The organism is Nocardioides campestrisoli, from assembly GCF_013624435.2.
GTDB classification, from domain to species: domain Bacteria; phylum Actinomycetota; class Actinomycetes; order Propionibacteriales; family Nocardioidaceae; genus Nocardioides; species Nocardioides campestrisoli.
Map to the genome: position 1 here is coordinate 1471491 of NZ_CP061768.1, position 16507 is coordinate 1487997.

Sequence of the window (16507 nt, forward strand, 5' to 3'; positions counted from 1 at the left end):
AGCGGGGAGGAACACCACATGTCACACCGCACGTCATCTCGTCCCGGCCCGGTCCAGCGCCGCCGTCTCGCCACCGCCGCCACCGTCGTCCTGCTGGCGGGAGGGGTCGCCGCGTGCGGCTCGGACTCCGCCTCCGAGGAGACCGACGCCGCTCCCGCCGCCGGTCCGCGACCGGTCGAGCTGGCCGCCGACTGGCTGCTGGCCAACCGCAACGCCGACGGCCTGCTGGAGAACACCACGTCGTACGAGGGCAAGACCTCCACCATGACCGACGTCGGCTCGAGCATCGACCTGGCCCTGGGCCTCTCCGCGCTCGACCTGGAGCCGGCGGAGGCGGAGGCGATCACCGACGCGGTGGAGGCGAGCCTCGCCGACTACGTCGGCTCCGGGGGCGAGCGCTACGCAGGTCCGACCGCCAAGGCGCTGCGGCTCGTGGTCGACCAGGACCGCGACCCCCGAGCCTTCGGCGGGGTCGACCTCCAGGCGCGCGTCGAGCAGGCGGTCGTGCGTCGCGGCGCGGCGGCCGGACGGCTCCGGGACCGCTCGGAGTACGGCGACTACGCCAACTCGATCGGGCAGGGGTACGCCGCGGCGGCGCTGACCGAGCTCGACAGCCCCCGTGCTGACCAGGTCACCGACTTCCTCCTGCTCCAGCAGTGCGACGAGGGGTTCTTCCGTCTCGCGTTCTCCGAGCCCGACGCACGCGACCAGTCCTGCGGCGCGGGCGACGCCGCCGCGGCGGACGAGGCCCCGGACACCACGGCGCTGGTCGCCGTGCAGCTGGCGTCCGTCGCGGAGGCCGCCGAGGAGTCCGGCAGCCCCGATCCCGACGTCCAGGAGGCGCTCGACGACGTCGCCGCGTGGCTGCTGGCCCAACAGGCCGCCGACGGCTCGTTCGCCGACCCGCAGAACGGCACCAACGCCAACACCACCGGCCTCGCCGGCTGGGCGTTGCACCTGCTCGGCGAGGACGAGGCAGCCGCCCGGGCCGCGGCGTGGCTGCGCGGCGTCCAGGTCGGCCAGGAGCAGACCGAGGACGGCGAGCTGGCCGAGGAGACCGGCGCGATCGCCTACGACGAGTCCAGCCTGGCGCAGGCTCGCCGGCACGGGCTGAGCGACCCGCTGGACCGCTCCCCGTGGGTCGGCGCGGGCGTGCAGGCGTTCCCGGCGCTCGCCGCCGCCGACGAGGACGGCAACGGGTGACCTGGGGCCGTGCGGCGGGACACGTGAGCCGGGTGCCGCGCACCGCGGTGGCGGCCGTCCTGCTCGGCGTCTGGGCGGGAGTGGCGGCCGGGACCACGGTCGCCGCGGCCGCGACGCCGACCTCGACCGCGGTGGCGACCGGGACCGCGACCGGGGACGCCGCGGAGGGCTGCCCGCCGTCCGGGGTGACCGTGGTGGTCGACTTCGGGGAGCTGGCCGCCGACCCCGCGGAGGCACTCCGTACGGCCTGCGACCCGGACGTGGCCGACGAACGGGCCTACACGAGCATCGAGGACGCCGGGTTCGACCTGGAGGACGCGAGCCGGGAGCCCGGCTTCCTGTGCCGGGTCGCCGGGGTGCCGACCACCGACCCGTGCGTCAACGCGGCCCCCGCGGACGCCTACTGGGGACTGTGGTGGGCCGACGGCGAGGGCGGCGACTGGGTCTACGCCAGCCAGGGTGCCGGCACCCTGCGCACCCCGGAGGGCGGCCTGCTCGGCCTGGCCTGGCACCAGGGGGCCGGGGAGTCGTCCCCGCCCTCCCTCGCCCCGGACGAGGTCCTGCCCGGCGGCGCGGATGTCTCGGCGCCGCAGCCGGGTGCTGCCGAGGAGCCGGAGGACGGGTCGCTGCCGCTCTGGGTGCCCGCGAGCGCGCTCGCGGCGCTCCTGGGGGCCGGGGTGCTGGTGACCCGCCGGCGCGGGCGGGCGTGACCTGATGAGTGTCCGGGCGAGCGACCAGGCGCGCGACCAGAGGGGCGACCTCCTGGGTGTCCCGGAGGGCGCCCCGACGGACGCGCCGACCGGCCGGGTGCGCGCCCCCAGGGAGCTGCATCCCGTGGCCTGGTGGGTCTGGGCGCTCGGGTTGGCGGCGGCCGCCTCGGCCACCACCAACCCCTGGTTGCTCGCGCTGCTCGCGGCGGTGAGCTGGGTGGTGGTCCAGGCGTGCCGGGGCGACGGGACCTGGGCCCGCGCCTACCGGCTCTACCTCTGGCTGGCCGGGATCACCGTGGCGGTCCGCGTGCTCTTCCGGGTGCTGTTGGGCGGCGGGGTCGGCGGGACCGTCCTCCTGGACCTCCCGCAGGTCCAGCTACCGGAGTGGACCACCGGCATCCGGCTGCTCGGGCCCGTGACCCGCGAGGCAGTCCTGGCCGGTCTCTACGACGGCATGCAGCTGGCCTGCATCCTGCTGGCCTTCGGGGCGGCCAACGCGCTGGCCAACCCCAAGCGGCTGCTGAAGTCCCTGCCGCCCGCCCTCTACGAGATCGGCACCGCCCTGGTGGTGGCGGTCACCGTGCTGCCCCAGCTCGCGGACAGCGCCCGCCGGGTCAAGCACGCCCAGGAGCTGCGGGGGAGCGGCACCACCTCGCCGCGAGGGCGGCGGCGCCGGATCCACGGCCTGCGCCGGGTCCTGGTCCCCGTGCTCGAGGACGCCTTCGAGCGCTCCATGGCCCTGGCTGCCGGGATGGACGCCCGCGGCTACGGTCGCACCGGGCCGTCGACGCCGGGGGAGCGCCGGCTGACCGGCGGCCTGATGCTGCTCGCGCTGATGGGCAGCTGCGTCGGCGTCTACGGGTTCCTGGACACCACCGCGCCGCGCTGGCTGGGCTGGCCGATGCTCGTCCTGGGAGCCGGCTGCGCGATCCTCGCGCTGAGCACGGCGGGCCGTCGCGTCGGCCGCAGCCGCTACCGCCCGGACACCTGGCAGGCCGAGGAGATCCTGGTCGCCGTCAGCGGACTGGCCGTCGGTGCCGGGCTGTGGTGGGTGGCTCAGACCTCCCTCGCGATCGCGCATCCCGGGGTCGCTGCGGCCCCGATGCTCGACCTGGCCGCGCTGCTCGTCCCGCTGGCCGCGCTGCTCCCCGTCCTGGTCGCCCCGCCGGCCCCCACGGTGGCCACGCGGGCCCGGCTCCCGGAGGTGGTCCGGTGATCGAGCTGCGCGACATCAGGTTCTGCTACCCCGACCGCCGGGTGCTCGACGGGGTCGACCTGACCATCGAGGAGGGCGAGCTGGTGCTGCTCGCCGGCTCCACCGGCGCCGGCAAGTCGACCCTGCTCGGCGTGCTCGCCGGGTTGGTGCCCGAGCACACGGGCGGGACGCTGACCGGCGACGTGCTGCTGGACGGGGTCAGCATCCTGCACCGGCCGGCGCGGGAGCGGGCCGCCGACGTCGGGTACGTCGGTCAGAACCCCGCTGCCTGGTTCGTCACCGACACCGTCGAGGAGGAGCTCGCCTACGGCATGGAGCAGCTGGGCCTCCCGGCGGCGACGATGCGCCGACGGGTCGAGGAGACGCTCGACCTGCTGGGCATCGCCGACCTGCGCCACCGCGACCTGCGCACCCTCTCCGGGGGCGAGCAGCAGCGGGTGGCGATCGGGTCGGTGCTCACCATGCACCCGCGGCTGCTGGTGCTCGACGAGCCGACCTCGGCGCTCGACCCGACCGCCGCCGAGGACGTGCTGGCGATCGTCACCCGGTTGGTGCAGGACCTCGGCCTGTCGGTGGTCGTCGCCGAGCACCGGTTGGAGCGGGTGGTGCCGTTCGCGGACCGGATGGTGCTGCTGGGCGAGGACAGACGGGTCCGGGTGGACGCGCCGGAGGTGGTGATGGTCGACTCGCCGATCGCCCCGCCCCTGGTCGAGCTGGGTCGTGCCCTCGGGTGGACCCCGCTGCCGCTGACCGTCCGGGACGCCCGCCGCCGGGCCCGGGAGGTGCGCCCGCGGCTGGCCGACGGCCTGGCGAGCGCGTCCGGGACGGCTGACCCCCCGCCCGACGCGCGACCGCCGGACCCCCTGATGACCGCCTCCGGCCTGGTGGTGGCGCACGGGCGCACGCCGGTGCTGCGCGGCCTGGACCTGCGCCTGGACCCCGGTCAGGTCACCGCGCTGATGGGCCGCAACGGCGCCGGGAAGTCCACGCTGCTGTGGGCGCTCCAGGGGCGGACCGGACGGGCCTCGGGGCAGGTGCGGGTGGCCGGCCGGGACCCGCACGAGCTCAGCGGCGCCGAGCGGCGTCGGCGGACCGGGATGGTGCCGCAGACCGCGGCGGACCTGCTCTACCTGGAGTCCGTGGGCCAGGAGTGCGCGGACGCGGACGCCGACGCGGGCGCCCCGGGCCGGTGCCGGGAGATCCTGGACCGGCTCGCCCCGGGGATCGAGGACCAGACCCACCCGCGCGACCTCTCCGAGGGTCAGCGGCTGGCGCTGGCGCTCGCGGTGGTGCTGGCCGCGCGCCCTCCGGTGCTGCTGCTCGACGAGCCGACGCGTGGGCTGGACTACCCGGGCAAGCGCGCGCTGGCCGTCCTGCTGCGCCAGCTCGCCGCCGAAGGACGTGCGGTGCTGGTCGCCACCCACGACGTCGAGTTCGTCGCGAGTGTCGCCGACGCCGTGGTCGTGCTGGCCGACGGGGAGGTGGTCTCGGAAGGTCCCACCCTGCGGGTGGTGGTGGAGTCGCCCTCGTTCGCGCCGCAGGTGCACAAGGTGCTGGGGGCCCCGTGGCTCCGCGTCGACCAGGTGGCCGACGCCCTCGCCGCGGCCGGAGCGGGCCGGTGAGCCGCCTCGGCCGGCCGGCCGGACCCGGTCAGCCCGGGCAGGGCGGTGCGGACCTGCCGGCGCCGGGCACGCCGGCGGTCCGGATCGGCGTACGCAGCGCGGCGGTGCTGGTGCTGGTCTCCGTCGTCGGCCTGATGATGCTGGCCTGGCCGTTCCTGCTCGACGTGCCGGACGGCGCGCGGGTCGACCCGCCGTTCCTCTTCCTGGCCCTGCTCCCGCTGCTGCTGGTGATGGTCCTGGCCGAGATGACCGAGGGCGGGATGGACGCCCGCGTGCTGGCGGTGCTGGGGCTGCTGGCGGCGATCAACGGGGTGATCCGCGGCCTGGGTGCCGGGGTCGCCGGGCTCGAGCTGGTCTTCTTCCTGCTGATCCTCGCGGGTCGGGTCTTCGGGCCGGCCTTCGGCTTCATCCTCGGGGCGACCTCGCTCTTCGTCTCCGCGCTCTTCACCGCCGGCGTGGGTCCGTGGCTGCCGTTCCAGATGCTGGTCTCCGGCTGGGTGGGGATGGGCGCGGGGCTGCTGCCGCGCCGGGTGACCGGCCGGGCGGAGATCGTCATGCTGGCGGTCTACGGGATCCTGGCGGCGTACCTCTTCGGCGCCGCGATGAACATGTGGGGCTGGCCGTTCCTGCTCGGGGTGGCGGTGCCCGGGTACGAGGCCACCGACCTGTCCTTCGTCGCCGGGGCGCCGGTGCTGGAGAACCTGCAGCGGTTCGGCCTCTACACGCTGGTGACCTCCACCGGCGGCTGGGACACCGGCCGGGCGCTGACCAACGCGCTGGCCATCGCGCTGCTCGGCCCGTCGGTCCTCGCCACCCTGCGCCGGGTCGCCCGGCGGGCGGTCGTGGTCCGGGTCAGCGCTCCAGCGTGACCCGCAGGATCCGGTCGTCCTCGTCGCTCGGCGTGCCGCGGCCGTCGCGGTTCGAGGTGGTCATCCACAGCGAGCCGTCCGGAGCCGCGGCGATCGAGCGCAGCCGGCCGTAGTCGCCGACGAAGTGCCCGCGCGGGCGACCGAGGCCGTCGTCGGTCACCGGCACCTGCCAGAGCCGGGTGCCGCGCAGCGCGCCCAGCCACAGGGAGCCCTCGGCGTACGCCAGGCCCGAGGGCGAGGCCTCGTCGGTGCTCCAGACGGCGAGCGGGTCGGTGAGACCGTCCGCGGAGACGCCGGGGTTGTCCGCGGAGCGTCCCTCGATCCGCGGCCACCCGTAGTTGCGTCCCTTGCGGACCAGGTTGAGCTCGTCCCAGGTGCTGTCGCCGAACTCGCTGGCCCACAGCCGGTCCCGGTCGTCGGTCGCGAGGCCCTGGACGTTGCGGTGCCCCCAGGACCAGACGGAGGAGTCGGGGTCCGGGTTGCCCGGTGCCGGCCGCCCGTCGGGGGTGATCCGCAGGATCTTGCCGGCCAGTGACTCCCGGTCCTGGGCCAGCTCGCGCTCACCGATCTCGCCGGTGGAGGCGTAGAGGTAGCCGTCGGGACCGAAGAGCAGGCGCCCGCCGTCGTGGATCATGCCGCGGGGGATCCCGGTGAGCACCGGCTCGGGCTCGCCCAGCCGGTCCCCGTCGAGCTCGGCCCGGACGATCCGGTTGTCGTCGGCGGCGGTGACGTAGAAGAAGAGCGTCCGGTCGGAGTCGAAGTCCGGGGAGGCGGCGACCCCGAGGAGGCCGCCCTCGACCTCCGGGGCGGCGGCCTCGATCCGACCGACCTCGGTGACCTTCCACTCCTCGCCCTCCCCGGTCAGCCGGAGCACCCGGGCGCTGTCGCGCTCGGTCACCACCGCCGACCCGTCGGGCAGGAAGGCCAGGCCCCACGGGACCTCCAGCCCTGAGGCCACCGTGCCGGCGACCTGCGGCCGGGCGGGTCCCGAGGCCGTCTGCTCGGGCGCGGACGGAGAGGCCGAGGGGGACTGGCCCGCCGAAGGGCTGGGTGAGGACGACGCGGGGGACTCGGGGGTCGAGGCGTCCGGCTCGTCGGTTCCGCAGCCGGCCAGCACGAGGCAGATCGTCAGGCTCGTGACGAGGGCGGCACGACGCAGGGACTCGGGCACGGGATCCTCCAGACCGGTCGGGGTCGCCAGCCTACAAACGCCGCCCAGTCGCTGCCGGTGCCTTCGAGTCCCGCCCGACTGCAGCAGAGGTGGCGCAGAGAGCACCAGAGGTGCAGTCGAGGGTGCAATCGCCTCGACCGCCTCGGCACGGCGCTGGGCCGAGGCGATCGAGGCGTCCCTTTGCAGGAGCCCTGCGTCGAGCCTAGGCAGCCGGGAGGACCGTGGTGTCTCGGTCGTGTGACGTCTGTGTGAACAGGGTGGCCCCGGCGCTCGCGGCGACCACGCAGCCGATCGCCGTCCACTGGAGCACGCTCAGGCTCTCACCGAGCACCAGGAGCGCGGCCAGCGCCGCGGCAGCCGGCTCGACGCTCATCAGGATGCCGAAGACCGAGGGGCGCAGGCTGCGCAGGGCGATCAGCTCGAAGCTGTACGGGATGACCGAGCTGAGCAGGCCGATCAGCGCGCCGAGCGCCAGCACCTGCGGGTCCAGCAGGCCGTGCAGGTCCGCGGCGAGGGCGAACGGCGCCAGCATCAGCGCGCCCCCGGCGCTGGCGACCGAGAGGCCGTCGAGGCCCGGCCACCGCCGGCCCGTCTGGGCGCTGAGCAGGATGTAGCAGGCCCACCCGGTCCCGGCGAGGACGGCGTACGCGACCCCCACCGGGTCGAGCGCGGTCCGCTCCCAGCCCAGGGCGGTGACCCCGATCCCGGCCAGCAGCACCCACAGCAGGTCGCGGACCCGGCGCGACCCGGCCAGCGCGACGGCCAGCGGGCCGATCAGCTCGATCGTCACCGCGACGCCCAGCGGCAGGCGGGCGAAGGACTGGTAGAACGCCCAGTTCATCACCGCCAGGGTCAGCGCGAAGCCGGCGACCACCTGCCAGTCCCCACGGCTGCGACCGCGCAGCCGGGGGCGGGCGAGGGCGAGCAGCAGCACGGCGCTGGCGACCAGGCGGAGCCAGACCAGTGCGGTCGGGTCCACCCGGTCGAAGAGGTCCTTGGCGACGGCCGCGCCGAGCTGGACCGAGGCGATGCCGGCCAGCACCAGCCAGACGGCGCGGGTCACGCCCCGGGCTCGCTGGTCACCGCGGGCTCGCTGGTCACCGCGGGCTCGCTGCTCTCCCCGGGCCGGCTCGTCACCGCGGGCGCATCCGATCCCGTCGCCCCGGCCGCGGCGGGGTCCTCGGCGCTGAGCCGGGCCATCGTCTTGCGGGCGATCTCCAGCTCGGAGTCGAAGTGGGCCAGGCCCCAGTCGGCGACCAGGGAGGGGTAGTGGAAGACCTCGCCCACGCCGTCGGCGACCGCCAGCGAGCGGCGGACCTCGGTGAGGTCGGCGTGGGCGGCGGTCACCTGCTCAAGGTAGTCCTCCAGCATGGCGACCAGGGTCGTGGTGTCGGTGAGGTGCCCGATCATCAGGTGCAGCGCCTGCGGGTGCTTGAAGACCGGGAAGCCCACGGGCGCCTCCCGCATCCAGCGCTCCAGGGTCTCGCGCCCCTGGGGGGTCAGGGCGTACGTCGTGCCGCGCTGCTCGCGCTGCTTGCGCAGCAGCCCGTGCGAGGTCAGGCGGGCCAGCTCGGAGTAGACCTGGCTCATCGCCGGCGACTGCCAGTAGAAGCGGAGCGTGCTGTCGGCGCGCTGCTTGAGCTCGTAGCCGGTGAGCTCGTCGCCGAACGTCAGCAGGCCCAGCAGGGCGTACGACGTCATCGGAAAAGGGTCTTGCGCTGGCATGCCGCAAGCGTACTATTCCTAATAGGAACAAGGGAGAGGCGCATGGAGAGACACCTGAACAGCCGACCCACGTCCAGCGGTCCGGCGGTCGAGGCGCTCGACCTCGTCAAGCACTTCGACGACACGGTCGCCGTCGACGGCGTGAGCTTCTCGGTGCCGGCCGGCAGCGTCCTGGGCCTGCTCGGGCCCAACGGCGCGGGAAAGACCACCACGGTGCGGATGATGACGACGCTGACCACGCCCACCCGGGGGACGGCCCGCGTGGCCGGCCACGACGTGGTGCAGGACCCGGCCGGCGTACGCCGCTCGATGGGGCTGACCGGCCAGACCGCCACCGTCGACGAGCTGCTCACCGGGCAGGAGAACCTGCGCCTGGTCGGCCAGCTCTACGGGCTGGACCGGGCCACCGTCAGACGGGTCTCCGCCGACCTGCTGGAGCGGTTCTCGCTGACCGACGCCGGCAAGCGGGTGGTCAAGACCTACTCGGGCGGCATGCGGCGCCGCCTCGACCTGGCGGTCAGCCTGGTGGCGACCCCGCCGGTGCTCTTCCTCGACGAGCCGACGACGGGCCTGGACCCGCGCAGCCGCGTCGAGCTGTGGGAGGTGCTGCGCGAGCTGGTCCGCGACGGCACCACGCTGCTGCTCACCACGCAGTACCTGGAGGAGGCCGACCAGCTCGCCGACAACATCGTGGTGATCGACCACGGCCGGATCATCGCCGAGGGGACCCCGCTGCAGCTCAAGGACGCCTCGGGGCAGGCCGCGCTGGTGGTCACGGTCTCCCGCGCCGAGGACCTGGGCCGCGCCCACGAGCTGATGAGCCGGGTGGTCGACCAGGTGCACCTGGACGAGCCGGGACGACGACTGACCGCGCCCGCCCAGGGGCTGGGCGACATCACCGAGGTGGCCGCGGTCTTCGCCACCAGCGGCATCGACCTCGACGACCTCGGACTGCAGCGCCCCAGCCTCGACGACGTCTTCCTGCACCTGACCGGTCGACGCGCCGAGGAGGAGTCGCCCGACGACGGCGACGCCGACTCCCGGCTGGAAGGAGTCTCCGCATGAGCGCCGAGACCGTGCGGGCCGTCGACCAGCAGAAGCTGGAGCGGCCCCAGATCCGCCGTACCTCGCTGCTCCAGCAGTCGCTGGCGATCACCCGGCGCAACCTCATCCACATCAAGCGGATGCCCGAGATGCTGATGGACGTCACCGTGCAGCCGGTGATGTTCGTGCTGCTCTTCGCCTACGTGTTCGGCGGGGCGATCGCGGTCCAGGGCGCCGCGGCGGGCTACCGGGAGTGGCTGCTGGCGGGGATCATGGGGCAGACGATTGCGTTCGCCTCGTTCATCGTCGCCGTCGGGCTCACGGCGGACATCGACAAGGGCATCGTCGACCGGATGCGGTCGCTGCCGATCCATCCCTCGGCGGTGCTGGTGGGACGCAGCTTCTCCAGCCTGATCCACTCGGGCATCGGCGTCGCGGTGATGTCGCTGACCGGGCTGATCGTCGGCTGGCGGATCCGCGGGTCCTTCCTGGACGCGGTGCTGGCCTACGCGCTGCTGCTGCTGTGGGGCTTCGCGATGATCTGGCTGGGCATCCTGGTCGGCTCGTCCCTGCGCTCGGTGGAGGCGGTCAACGGCGTCATGTTCACCACGATCTTCCCGCTGACGTTCCTGTCGAACGCCTTCGCGCCGACCGACCAGATGGGCACCTTCCTGCGCACGATCGCGGAGTGGAACCCGATCTCCTCCCTGGTGCAAGCCGTGCGCGAGCTGTGGGGCAACACCGGCCCGGCACCCGCCGACGCCGCGCTGCCGCTGCAGTACCCGGTGATCTCGACGGTGATCTGGACGCTGCTGCTCACCGCCGTCCTGGCCCCGCTCTCGCTGCGGGCGTTCCGCCACCGGACCCAGGACTGACCAGCCACGAACGACGAGGAGACCGCGCATGACCACGACCCTGCTGATGGTGGGCACCCGCAAGGGCCTGTGGCTCGGGCACTCGACCGACGCCCGGCAGACCTGGTCCTGGACCGGGCCGCACTTCCCGATGGAGGACGTCTACTCGGTCCTGCTGGACCAGCGCGGGGAGCGCCCTCGGCTGCTCGCCGGCTGCTCCTCGAGCTGGCTCGGCCCGCAGGTGCGGTGGAGCGACGACCTCGGCGAGACCTGGCACGAGACCCCCAACGGAGCCGTCCGGTTCCCCGAGGGGGCCGGTGCGACGGTGGCCCGGGTCTGGCAGCTGGTGCCGGGCGTCGAGGACGGCGTGGTCTGGGCGGGGACGGAGCCCGGCGCCGTCTTCCGCTCCGAGGACCGCGGCGAGCACTTCGAGCTCGTCCGGGGCCTGTGGGACCACCCGCACCGCGAGGAGTGGGACGAGGGGTTCGGCGGCCAGGCGTTCCACACGATCCTGCCGCACCCCCAGGACCCCGCCCGGGTGCTGGCCGCGATCTCCACCGGCGGCGTCTACCGGACCGAGGACGGCGGCGCGACCTGGCAGGCCTCGAACAGCGGGGTGAAGGCGGAGTTCATGCCCGGTGAGCGCTTCTTCCCCGAGTTCGGGCAGTGCGTGCACAAGGTGGCCCGCGACCCGGTCGACCCCGAGCGGCTCTTCCTGCAGAACCACGGCGGGGTCTACCGCTCCGACGACGGCGGCGGCACCTGGCAGGACATCGCTCCCGGACTGCCCACCGAGTTCGGCTTCGCGATGGTCACCCACCCGCGGAAGCCGTCGACGGCGTACTCCTTCCCGATCTCCCAGGCGTGGGAGCGGTGGCCGGTCGACGGGCGCGCCCGGGTCGCCCGGACCACCGACGGCGGGCAGAGCTGGGCGCTGCTCGGGGACGGGTCGCTGCCGGACTCCTTCTACACCGCGGTGATGCGCGACGCGATGTGCACCGACGACCACGACCCGGTCGGGATCTACTTCGGCGGCCGCAACGGTGCGGTCTGGGGCTCGACGGACGAGGGTGCCACCTGGTCGCAGGTGCACGCCGACCTGCCGGACGTGATGGTGGTCCGGGCGGCCACGCTGCCCTGACCGGGTGACCGAGCGGTCAGGCGTCCTTGCGCCGGCCCACGGTGAGGTAGGCGATCGGCCCGACCGGCTGGACCGCCAGCGCCGGCAGCCAGAGCGCCTTCGGCCCGCGGACCGCGGCGGCGGGTCGGCGCTTGAGGTCGCGCAGTGCCCACGCGCTCAGCACGGTCTCGACGACGCCGGCGACGACGACGACCTTGCGCTGGGTGGGACTCAGGTCGGACCAGGACTTCTTCGCCATGGCGACAACGTACTCGTCCGGGACCAGCCCGCTCGGTCCTTGACCCCGGGTCGGTGCTCCGCCACGGTGTGCGGATGATGGAGAGCGAGCTCGAGCTGCCCGGCCACGCCGGCACCGTCTTCTGCCGCCGCTGGGCCGGGGCCGACCCCTCGTACGTCGTGCTGCTGGTGCACGGCTACGGCGAGCACACCGGGCGCTACCGGCACGTCGCGGAGCGGCTGGTCGCCGACGGCGCGGTCGTGTACGCCCCCGACCACGTCGGTCACGGACGTAGCGAGGGGGAGCGGGTGCTGGTGACCGATCTCGAGCGGGTCTGCGACGACCTGCGGCTGCTCGAGCAGCGTGCCCGTGCCGAGCAGCCCGGCCTGCCCGTGGTCCTGGTCGGCCACTCGATGGGTGGGCTGATCGCGGCCCGCTACGCCCAGCGGTACCAGCACGGGCTGGCGGCCGTCGTCCTCTCCGCGCCGGTGCTCGGGCGCTGGGAGGCGGTGGAGCAGCTGCTCGCGCTCGAGGAGATCCCGGACGCGCCGATCGATCCGAGCACGCTCAGCCGGGACGCCGGAGTGGGGGAGGCGTACGAGGCCGACGAGCTGGTCTGGCACGGCCCGTTCAAGCGGCCGACGCTGGAGGCGCTGCAGCAGGCGATGGCGACGGTGAACGACGGCGGACCGGTCGCCGTGCCGATCCTGTGGCTGCACGGGGAGGACGACCAGCTGGTGCCGATCGGCCCCTCGCGCGAGGGGTTCACCTCGCTCGGCGGGGCCCGGGCGGCCCACAAGACCTATCCGGGCGCGCGGCACGAGATCCTCAACGAGACCAACCGCGACGAGGTGCTGGACGACGTGCTGACCTTCCTCCACCACTGCCTCTGAGGTGCCTCGGAGGTGCCTCTGACCAGGCGGGAGGCTGAGACTGCCCACCGGACGGGTCCGGGGGAGTCGTAGCCTTGCGCCATGACCTCGTCCGACCAGCAGCCCGACATCAAGCCCCGCTCCCGCGACGTCACCGACGGCCTCGAGAAGGCCGCGGCCCGCGGCATGCTCCGTGCGGTAGGGATGGGCGACGACGACTTCGCCAAGCCGCAGATCGGCGTGGCGAGCAGCTGGAACGAGATCACCCCCTGCAACCTCTCGCTGGACCGGCTCGCGAAGGCCGTGAAGAACGGCGTGCACGCCGCCGGCGGCTACCCGCTCGAGTTCGGCACCATCTCGGTCTCCGACGGCATCTCCATGGGCCACGAGGGGATGCACTTCTCCCTGGTCAGCCGCGAGGTGATCGCCGACTCCGTGGAGACGGTGATGATGGCCGAGCGCCTCGACGGCTCGGTGCTGCTGGCGGGCTGCGACAAGTCGCTGCCCGGGATGCTGATGGCCGCAGCCCGACTCGACCTGGCCAGCGTCTTCCTCTACGCCGGCTCCACGATGCCGGGATCGGTCGACGGCAACGACGTCACCATCATCGACGCCTTCGAGGCCGTCGGCGCCTGCCTGGCCGGCAAGATCAGCCGCGAGGAGGTCGACCGGATCGAGCGGGCGATCTGCCCGGGTGAGGGCGCCTGCGGCGGCATGTACACCGCCAACACCATGGCCAGCGTCGCCGAGGCTCTCGGCATGAGCCTGCCGGGCAGCGCCGCCCCGCCGGCGGTCGACCGTCGTCGCGACGGGTTCGCGCACCGCTCCGGCGAGGCCGTGGTGGAGATGCTGCGCCAGGGCATCACCGCTCGTCAGATCCTGACCAAGCCCGCCTTCGAGAACGCGATCGCCGTGGTGATGGCCCTCGGCGGCTCCACCAACGCGGTGCTGCACCTGCTCGCCATCGCCCGCGAGGCCGAGGTCGACCTCACCCTCGACGACTTCAACCGGATCGGCTCGAAGGTGCCGCACATCGGCGACCTCAAGCCGTTCGGCCGGTTCGTGATGACGGACGTCGACAAGATCGGCGGCATCCCGGTGGTGATGAAGGCGCTGCTCGACGCCGGCTACATGCACGGCGACACCCTCACCGTGACCGGCCGGACGATGGCGGAGAACCTCGAGGCGCTGGCGCCGAGGCCGCTGGACGGCGAGGTCCTGCGGGCGTTCGAGAAGCCGATCCACGCCACCGGCGGCATCACCATCCTCAAGGGCTCGCTTGCCCCCGAGGGCGCCGTGGTCAAGAGCGCCGGCTTCGACGACACGACCTTCACCGGCACCGCCCGGGTCTTCGACGGGGAGCGTGCCGCCCTCGACGCGCTGGCCGAGGGACGGATCCTGCCCGGCGACGTGGTCGTCATCCGCTACGAGGGCCCCAAGGGCGGACCGGGGATGCGCGAGATGCTCGCCATCACCGGGGCGATCAAGGGCGCAGGCCTGGGCAAGGACGTGCTGCTGATCACCGACGGACGTTTCTCCGGCGGGACGACGGGGCTCTGCGTGGGCCACATCGCCCCGGAGGCCGCCGACGGCGGACCCATCGCCTTCATCCGCGACGGCGACCCGATCACGCTCGACGTGGCCGGGGCCACCCTCGAGGTGACGATCGACGACCTCGAGGCGCGCAAGGTCGGCTGGGAGCCCAACCCGCCGAAGTACACCCGCGGCGTGCTGGGCAAGTACGCCAAGGTGGTCCAGTCGGCCGCCCACGGCGCCGTCACCTCCTGATCCGACCCGACCTGACCCGCACGTCCACCCGGCTGCCGGGTGGACGTGCGGGGTCGTCCGTGGGCCGCTAGGGTCCGGCCCATGACACGGGGACGACGGACCAGACCCTCCAGGCTCGCGCTGATCGCCTCGCTCGGGGTGCTCGCCCTGCTGGGCGCCGGGCTGACCGCGCCCACGGCTGCCGACGAGCCCGGCCGGGCGCCGACGGGCTCCGCCGCGCGCGGGTCCGCGACCGCCGGCCTCGTCTCGAGCTCCCTGCCGGCGCTGCCCACGACCGTCCTGGGGAACGCGGTCGGCACCGCCAGGCAGGCGCCCGCGCTCCCGGGTGGTGGCCGCAAGGTCTTCGGCCGCAAGCGGTTCCTGGTCGCCTACTACGGCACTGCCGGCACCGCGGCGCTCGGGGTCCTGGGGGAGGGGACGCCGGACGCGATGCACCGCCGGCTGGTGCGCGCGGGCAAGCCGTTCAAGCGCAAGGGCGAGCGGGTCCAGCCGGTCTACGAGCTGATCGTGACCGTGGCGGACGCGGTCCCCGGCCCGGACGGCGACTACAACCACGACGTGCTGCACAGCCGGGTGCAGGAGTACATCGACGCGGCGCAGCGCAACAAGGCCCTGCTCGTCCTCGACATCCAGCCCGGACGCTCGGACTTCCTCACCGTCGCCAAGCGGTGGGAGTGGGCGTTGAAGCACCCCTGGGTCGGCCTCGCGCTGGACCCCGAGTGGCGGATGGGTCCGGACCAGGTGCCGGGCCAGGTGATCGGGTCGGTGCGCGCCAAGGAGGTCAACGAGGTCTCCGCGTGGCTCGACGCGCTGACCGCGGCCGAGGGGCTGCCGGAGAAGGTCTTCATGATCCACCAGTTCCGCAGCTCCATGGTGAGCCGGGCCAACAAGGTGAAGGACCGGCCCCGCCTCGCCGAGGTACAGCACGTGGACGGGTTCGGCACGCCCAGCCAGAAGCTGGCGACGTACGGCGCGCTGGCGCGCCCCCGGCAGTTCACGATGGGGTTCAAGCTCTTCTACGACGAGGACGTCCCGCGGATGCGGGCCGGTGCCGTGCGCCGGATCCGGCCCGCGGTGCGGTTCGTCAGCTTCCAGTAGCCGCCCCCGGGAGCGTCCCCGGCCGGGAGCGGCCCCGGGTACGGTGAACAGATGAGCACCGCCCGACTCCGTGGCACCTCGCTGAGCGGGGAGGTGTACCCCGCGTTCCGCGACCACCACGTGCACCTCGGGCTGGTCGACACGGACCTGCTCGCCGGCGGCGCCCTGGCCGCGGTCGTCGACCTGGGCTGGAGCCCGGACGTCGTCGCCCGAGCCGCCGCGGCGCCGGTGACCGTGCACGTCGCGGGGCAGTTCCTCACCGCGCCGGGCGGCTATCCCTCCGACCGGCCGTGGGCCCCGCACGACAGCGTCCGGGCGGTCGCCCACCCCCGGGAGGCCGAGGCCGCCGTGGCAGCGCAGCGGGCGCTGGGGGTCCACGCGGTCAAGGTCACCCTGCACCGAGACGCCGGGCCCGTGCTCGACCTGGCCACGCTGGAGGCGATCGTCGCGGCAGCCGGCGAGCTGCCGGTCGTGGCGCACGCCGAGGGCGCGGGGATGGTCGAGCTGGCCCTGGCCGCGGGAGTGGACGTGCTGGCCCACACCCCGTGGACCCACCACCTCGAGACCGAGGTGGTGCGCGAGTGCGTCGCGGCGGGCATGGCCTGGATCAGCACGCTGGCCATCCACGACCACGCCGAGACCGGGGACACCGGGGACACCGGCGACAACGGGCTGGACATCGCGCTGGCGAACCTCGCCGCCTTCCACGCGGCGGGCGGTCGGGTCCTCTACGGCACCGACCTGGGCAACGGTCCGCTGCCCGTGGGGCTGAACCTGCGCGAGCTCGCGCTGCTGCGGCGAGCCGGGCTCGACGACGCCGCCCTGCTCGCCGCCCTCACCGATCCGTGGCCGGCACCCCTGGGCCGCGACGTGCTCACGTTCGTGCCCGGACCCGCGGAGGAGGACCTGCTGCTGCGGATGCGCGGCGCCGTCGCCCGGGCGGCCTCCGACCTGGAGACCGGATGACCCGGTCGACC

Annotated in this window: 16 protein-coding genes; 12 read left to right on the forward strand and 4 right to left on the reverse strand. The window is 74.1% G+C overall.

The window, feature by feature from the left end; translation table 11 throughout:
- The first annotated feature begins 18 nt into the window (after window positions 1-18).
- From H8838_RS07050 to H8838_RS07070, 5 genes are read left to right on the forward strand one after another with little or no spacing between them, the layout of a single operon-like run.
- Window positions 19-1203 (forward strand): hypothetical protein, encoded by a 1185-nt coding sequence (locus H8838_RS07050; RefSeq protein WP_185995026.1) that lies wholly within the window; start codon window positions 19-21, stop codon window positions 1201-1203.
- Entirely contained in the window at window positions 1200-1913 is a 714-nt protein-coding gene (locus H8838_RS07055) for a hypothetical protein (protein ID WP_185995025.1), read from the forward strand. Before H8838_RS07050 ends, H8838_RS07055 begins: the two co-directional genes overlap by 4 nt.
- A 4-nt stretch (window positions 1914-1917) precedes the next feature.
- Window positions 1918-3129: an energy-coupling factor transporter transmembrane component T gene (locus tag H8838_RS07060; protein WP_185995024.1), complete on the forward strand. Its 1212-nt coding sequence runs from the start codon at window positions 1918-1920 to the stop codon at window positions 3127-3129.
- Window positions 3126-4751 (forward strand): ABC transporter ATP-binding protein, encoded by a 1626-nt coding sequence (locus tag H8838_RS07065; protein ID WP_185995023.1) that lies wholly within the window; start codon window positions 3126-3128, stop codon window positions 4749-4751. The genes H8838_RS07060 and H8838_RS07065 overlap by 4 nt, the downstream gene beginning before the upstream one ends.
- Window positions 4748-5620, forward strand: a complete 873-nt coding sequence (locus H8838_RS07070; RefSeq protein ID WP_224766442.1) for an ECF transporter S component — start codon at window positions 4748-4750, stop codon at window positions 5618-5620. Before H8838_RS07065 ends, H8838_RS07070 begins: the two co-directional genes overlap by 4 nt.
- On the opposite strand, the gene H8838_RS07075 is transcribed toward H8838_RS07070, so the two are convergent.
- The 3 genes from H8838_RS07075 to H8838_RS07085 form a co-directional block, all read right to left on the reverse strand.
- Window positions 5604-6791: a PQQ-dependent sugar dehydrogenase gene (locus H8838_RS07075; protein ID WP_224766443.1), complete on the reverse strand. Its 1188-nt coding sequence runs from the start codon at window positions 6789-6791 to the stop codon at window positions 5604-5606. The two genes, H8838_RS07070 and H8838_RS07075, sit on opposite strands and share 17 nt — an antisense overlap.
- 202 nt (window positions 6792-6993) lie before the next feature.
- Window positions 6994-7854, reverse strand: a complete 861-nt coding sequence (locus tag H8838_RS07080; protein WP_185995022.1) for an EamA family transporter — start codon at window positions 7852-7854, stop codon at window positions 6994-6996.
- On the reverse strand, window positions 7851-8492 hold the full coding sequence (locus tag H8838_RS07085) for a PadR family transcriptional regulator (protein ID WP_185995021.1): 642 nt from the start codon (window positions 8490-8492) through the stop codon (window positions 7851-7853). The genes H8838_RS07080 and H8838_RS07085 overlap by 4 nt, the downstream gene beginning before the upstream one ends.
- A gap of 66 nt (window positions 8493-8558) precedes the next feature.
- Between H8838_RS07085 and H8838_RS07090 the strand changes: the two genes are divergently transcribed.
- From H8838_RS07090 to H8838_RS07100, 3 genes are read left to right on the forward strand one after another with little or no spacing between them, the layout of a single operon-like run.
- Complete coding sequence (locus H8838_RS07090; RefSeq protein WP_181310445.1) at window positions 8559-9581, forward strand: ATP-binding cassette domain-containing protein; 1023 nt, start codon at window positions 8559-8561, stop codon at window positions 9579-9581.
- Window positions 9578-10435 (forward strand): ABC transporter permease, encoded by an 858-nt coding sequence (locus H8838_RS07095; RefSeq protein WP_181310446.1) that lies wholly within the window; start codon window positions 9578-9580, stop codon window positions 10433-10435. The genes H8838_RS07090 and H8838_RS07095 overlap by 4 nt, the downstream gene beginning before the upstream one ends.
- 28 nt (window positions 10436-10463) lie before the next feature.
- Window positions 10464-11555: a WD40/YVTN/BNR-like repeat-containing protein gene (locus tag H8838_RS07100; RefSeq protein WP_185995020.1), complete on the forward strand. Its 1092-nt coding sequence runs from the start codon at window positions 10464-10466 to the stop codon at window positions 11553-11555.
- A 16-nt stretch (window positions 11556-11571) separates the two neighbouring features.
- Here H8838_RS07100 and H8838_RS07105 read toward each other — a convergent pair whose 3' ends face one another.
- Window positions 11572-11793 carry a PLD nuclease N-terminal domain-containing protein gene (locus tag H8838_RS07105; RefSeq protein ID WP_185995019.1) on the reverse strand — a complete coding sequence of 74 codons (222 nt, stop codon included), beginning with the start codon at window positions 11791-11793 and terminating at the stop codon, window positions 11572-11574.
- Between the two features lie 74 nt (window positions 11794-11867).
- On the opposite strand from H8838_RS07105, the gene H8838_RS07110 reads away from it, so the two are divergent.
- From H8838_RS07110 to H8838_RS07125, 4 genes are all read left to right on the forward strand, one after another.
- Window positions 11868-12665 carry an alpha/beta hydrolase gene (locus H8838_RS07110; RefSeq protein WP_185995018.1) on the forward strand — a complete coding sequence of 266 codons (798 nt, stop codon included), beginning with the start codon at window positions 11868-11870 and terminating at the stop codon, window positions 12663-12665.
- Window positions 12666-12746: 81 nt separating this feature from the next.
- Entirely contained in the window at window positions 12747-14432 is a 1686-nt protein-coding gene (ilvD, locus tag H8838_RS07115; RefSeq protein WP_181310450.1) for a dihydroxy-acid dehydratase, read from the forward strand.
- An 81-nt stretch (window positions 14433-14513) separates the two neighbouring features.
- Window positions 14514-15530: a hypothetical protein gene (locus H8838_RS07120; RefSeq protein WP_185995017.1), complete on the forward strand. Its 1017-nt coding sequence runs from the start codon at window positions 14514-14516 to the stop codon at window positions 15528-15530.
- 51 nt (window positions 15531-15581) lie between these two features.
- Entirely contained in the window at window positions 15582-16496 is a 915-nt protein-coding gene (locus H8838_RS07125) for an amidohydrolase family protein (protein ID WP_185995016.1), read from the forward strand.
- Window positions 16497-16507: the final 11 nt, after the last annotated feature.

Bases quoted from the DNA above. Each gene is read 5' to 3' on its own strand.
- H8838_RS07090 (WP_181310445.1), top strand. From the start codon at position 8,559: ATGGAGAGACACCTGAACAGCCGACCCACGTCCAGCGGTCCGGCGGTC.
- H8838_RS07095 (WP_181310446.1), top strand. From the start codon at position 9,578: ATGAGCGCCGAGACCGTGCGGGCCGTCGACCAGCAGAAGCTGGAGCGG.
- H8838_RS07105 (WP_185995019.1), bottom strand. From the start codon at position 11,793: ATGGCGAAGAAGTCCTGGTCCGACCTGAGTCCCACCCAGCGCAAGGTC.
- H8838_RS07120 (WP_185995017.1), top strand. From the start codon at position 14,514: ATGACACGGGGACGACGGACCAGACCCTCCAGGCTCGCGCTGATCGCC.
- H8838_RS07050 (WP_185995026.1), top strand. From the start codon at position 19: ATGTCACACCGCACGTCATCTCGTCCCGGCCCGGTCCAGCGCCGCCGT.
- H8838_RS07100 (WP_185995020.1), top strand. From the start codon at position 10,464: ATGACCACGACCCTGCTGATGGTGGGCACCCGCAAGGGCCTGTGGCTC.
- H8838_RS07125 (WP_185995016.1), top strand. From the start codon at position 15,582: ATGAGCACCGCCCGACTCCGTGGCACCTCGCTGAGCGGGGAGGTGTAC.
- ilvD (WP_181310450.1), top strand. From the start codon at position 12,747: ATGACCTCGTCCGACCAGCAGCCCGACATCAAGCCCCGCTCCCGCGAC.
- H8838_RS07060 (WP_185995024.1), top strand. From the start codon at position 1,918: ATGAGTGTCCGGGCGAGCGACCAGGCGCGCGACCAGAGGGGCGACCTC.
- H8838_RS07110 (WP_185995018.1), top strand. From the start codon at position 11,868: ATGATGGAGAGCGAGCTCGAGCTGCCCGGCCACGCCGGCACCGTCTTC.
- H8838_RS07085 (WP_185995021.1), bottom strand. From the start codon at position 8,492: ATGACGTCGTACGCCCTGCTGGGCCTGCTGACGTTCGGCGACGAGCTC.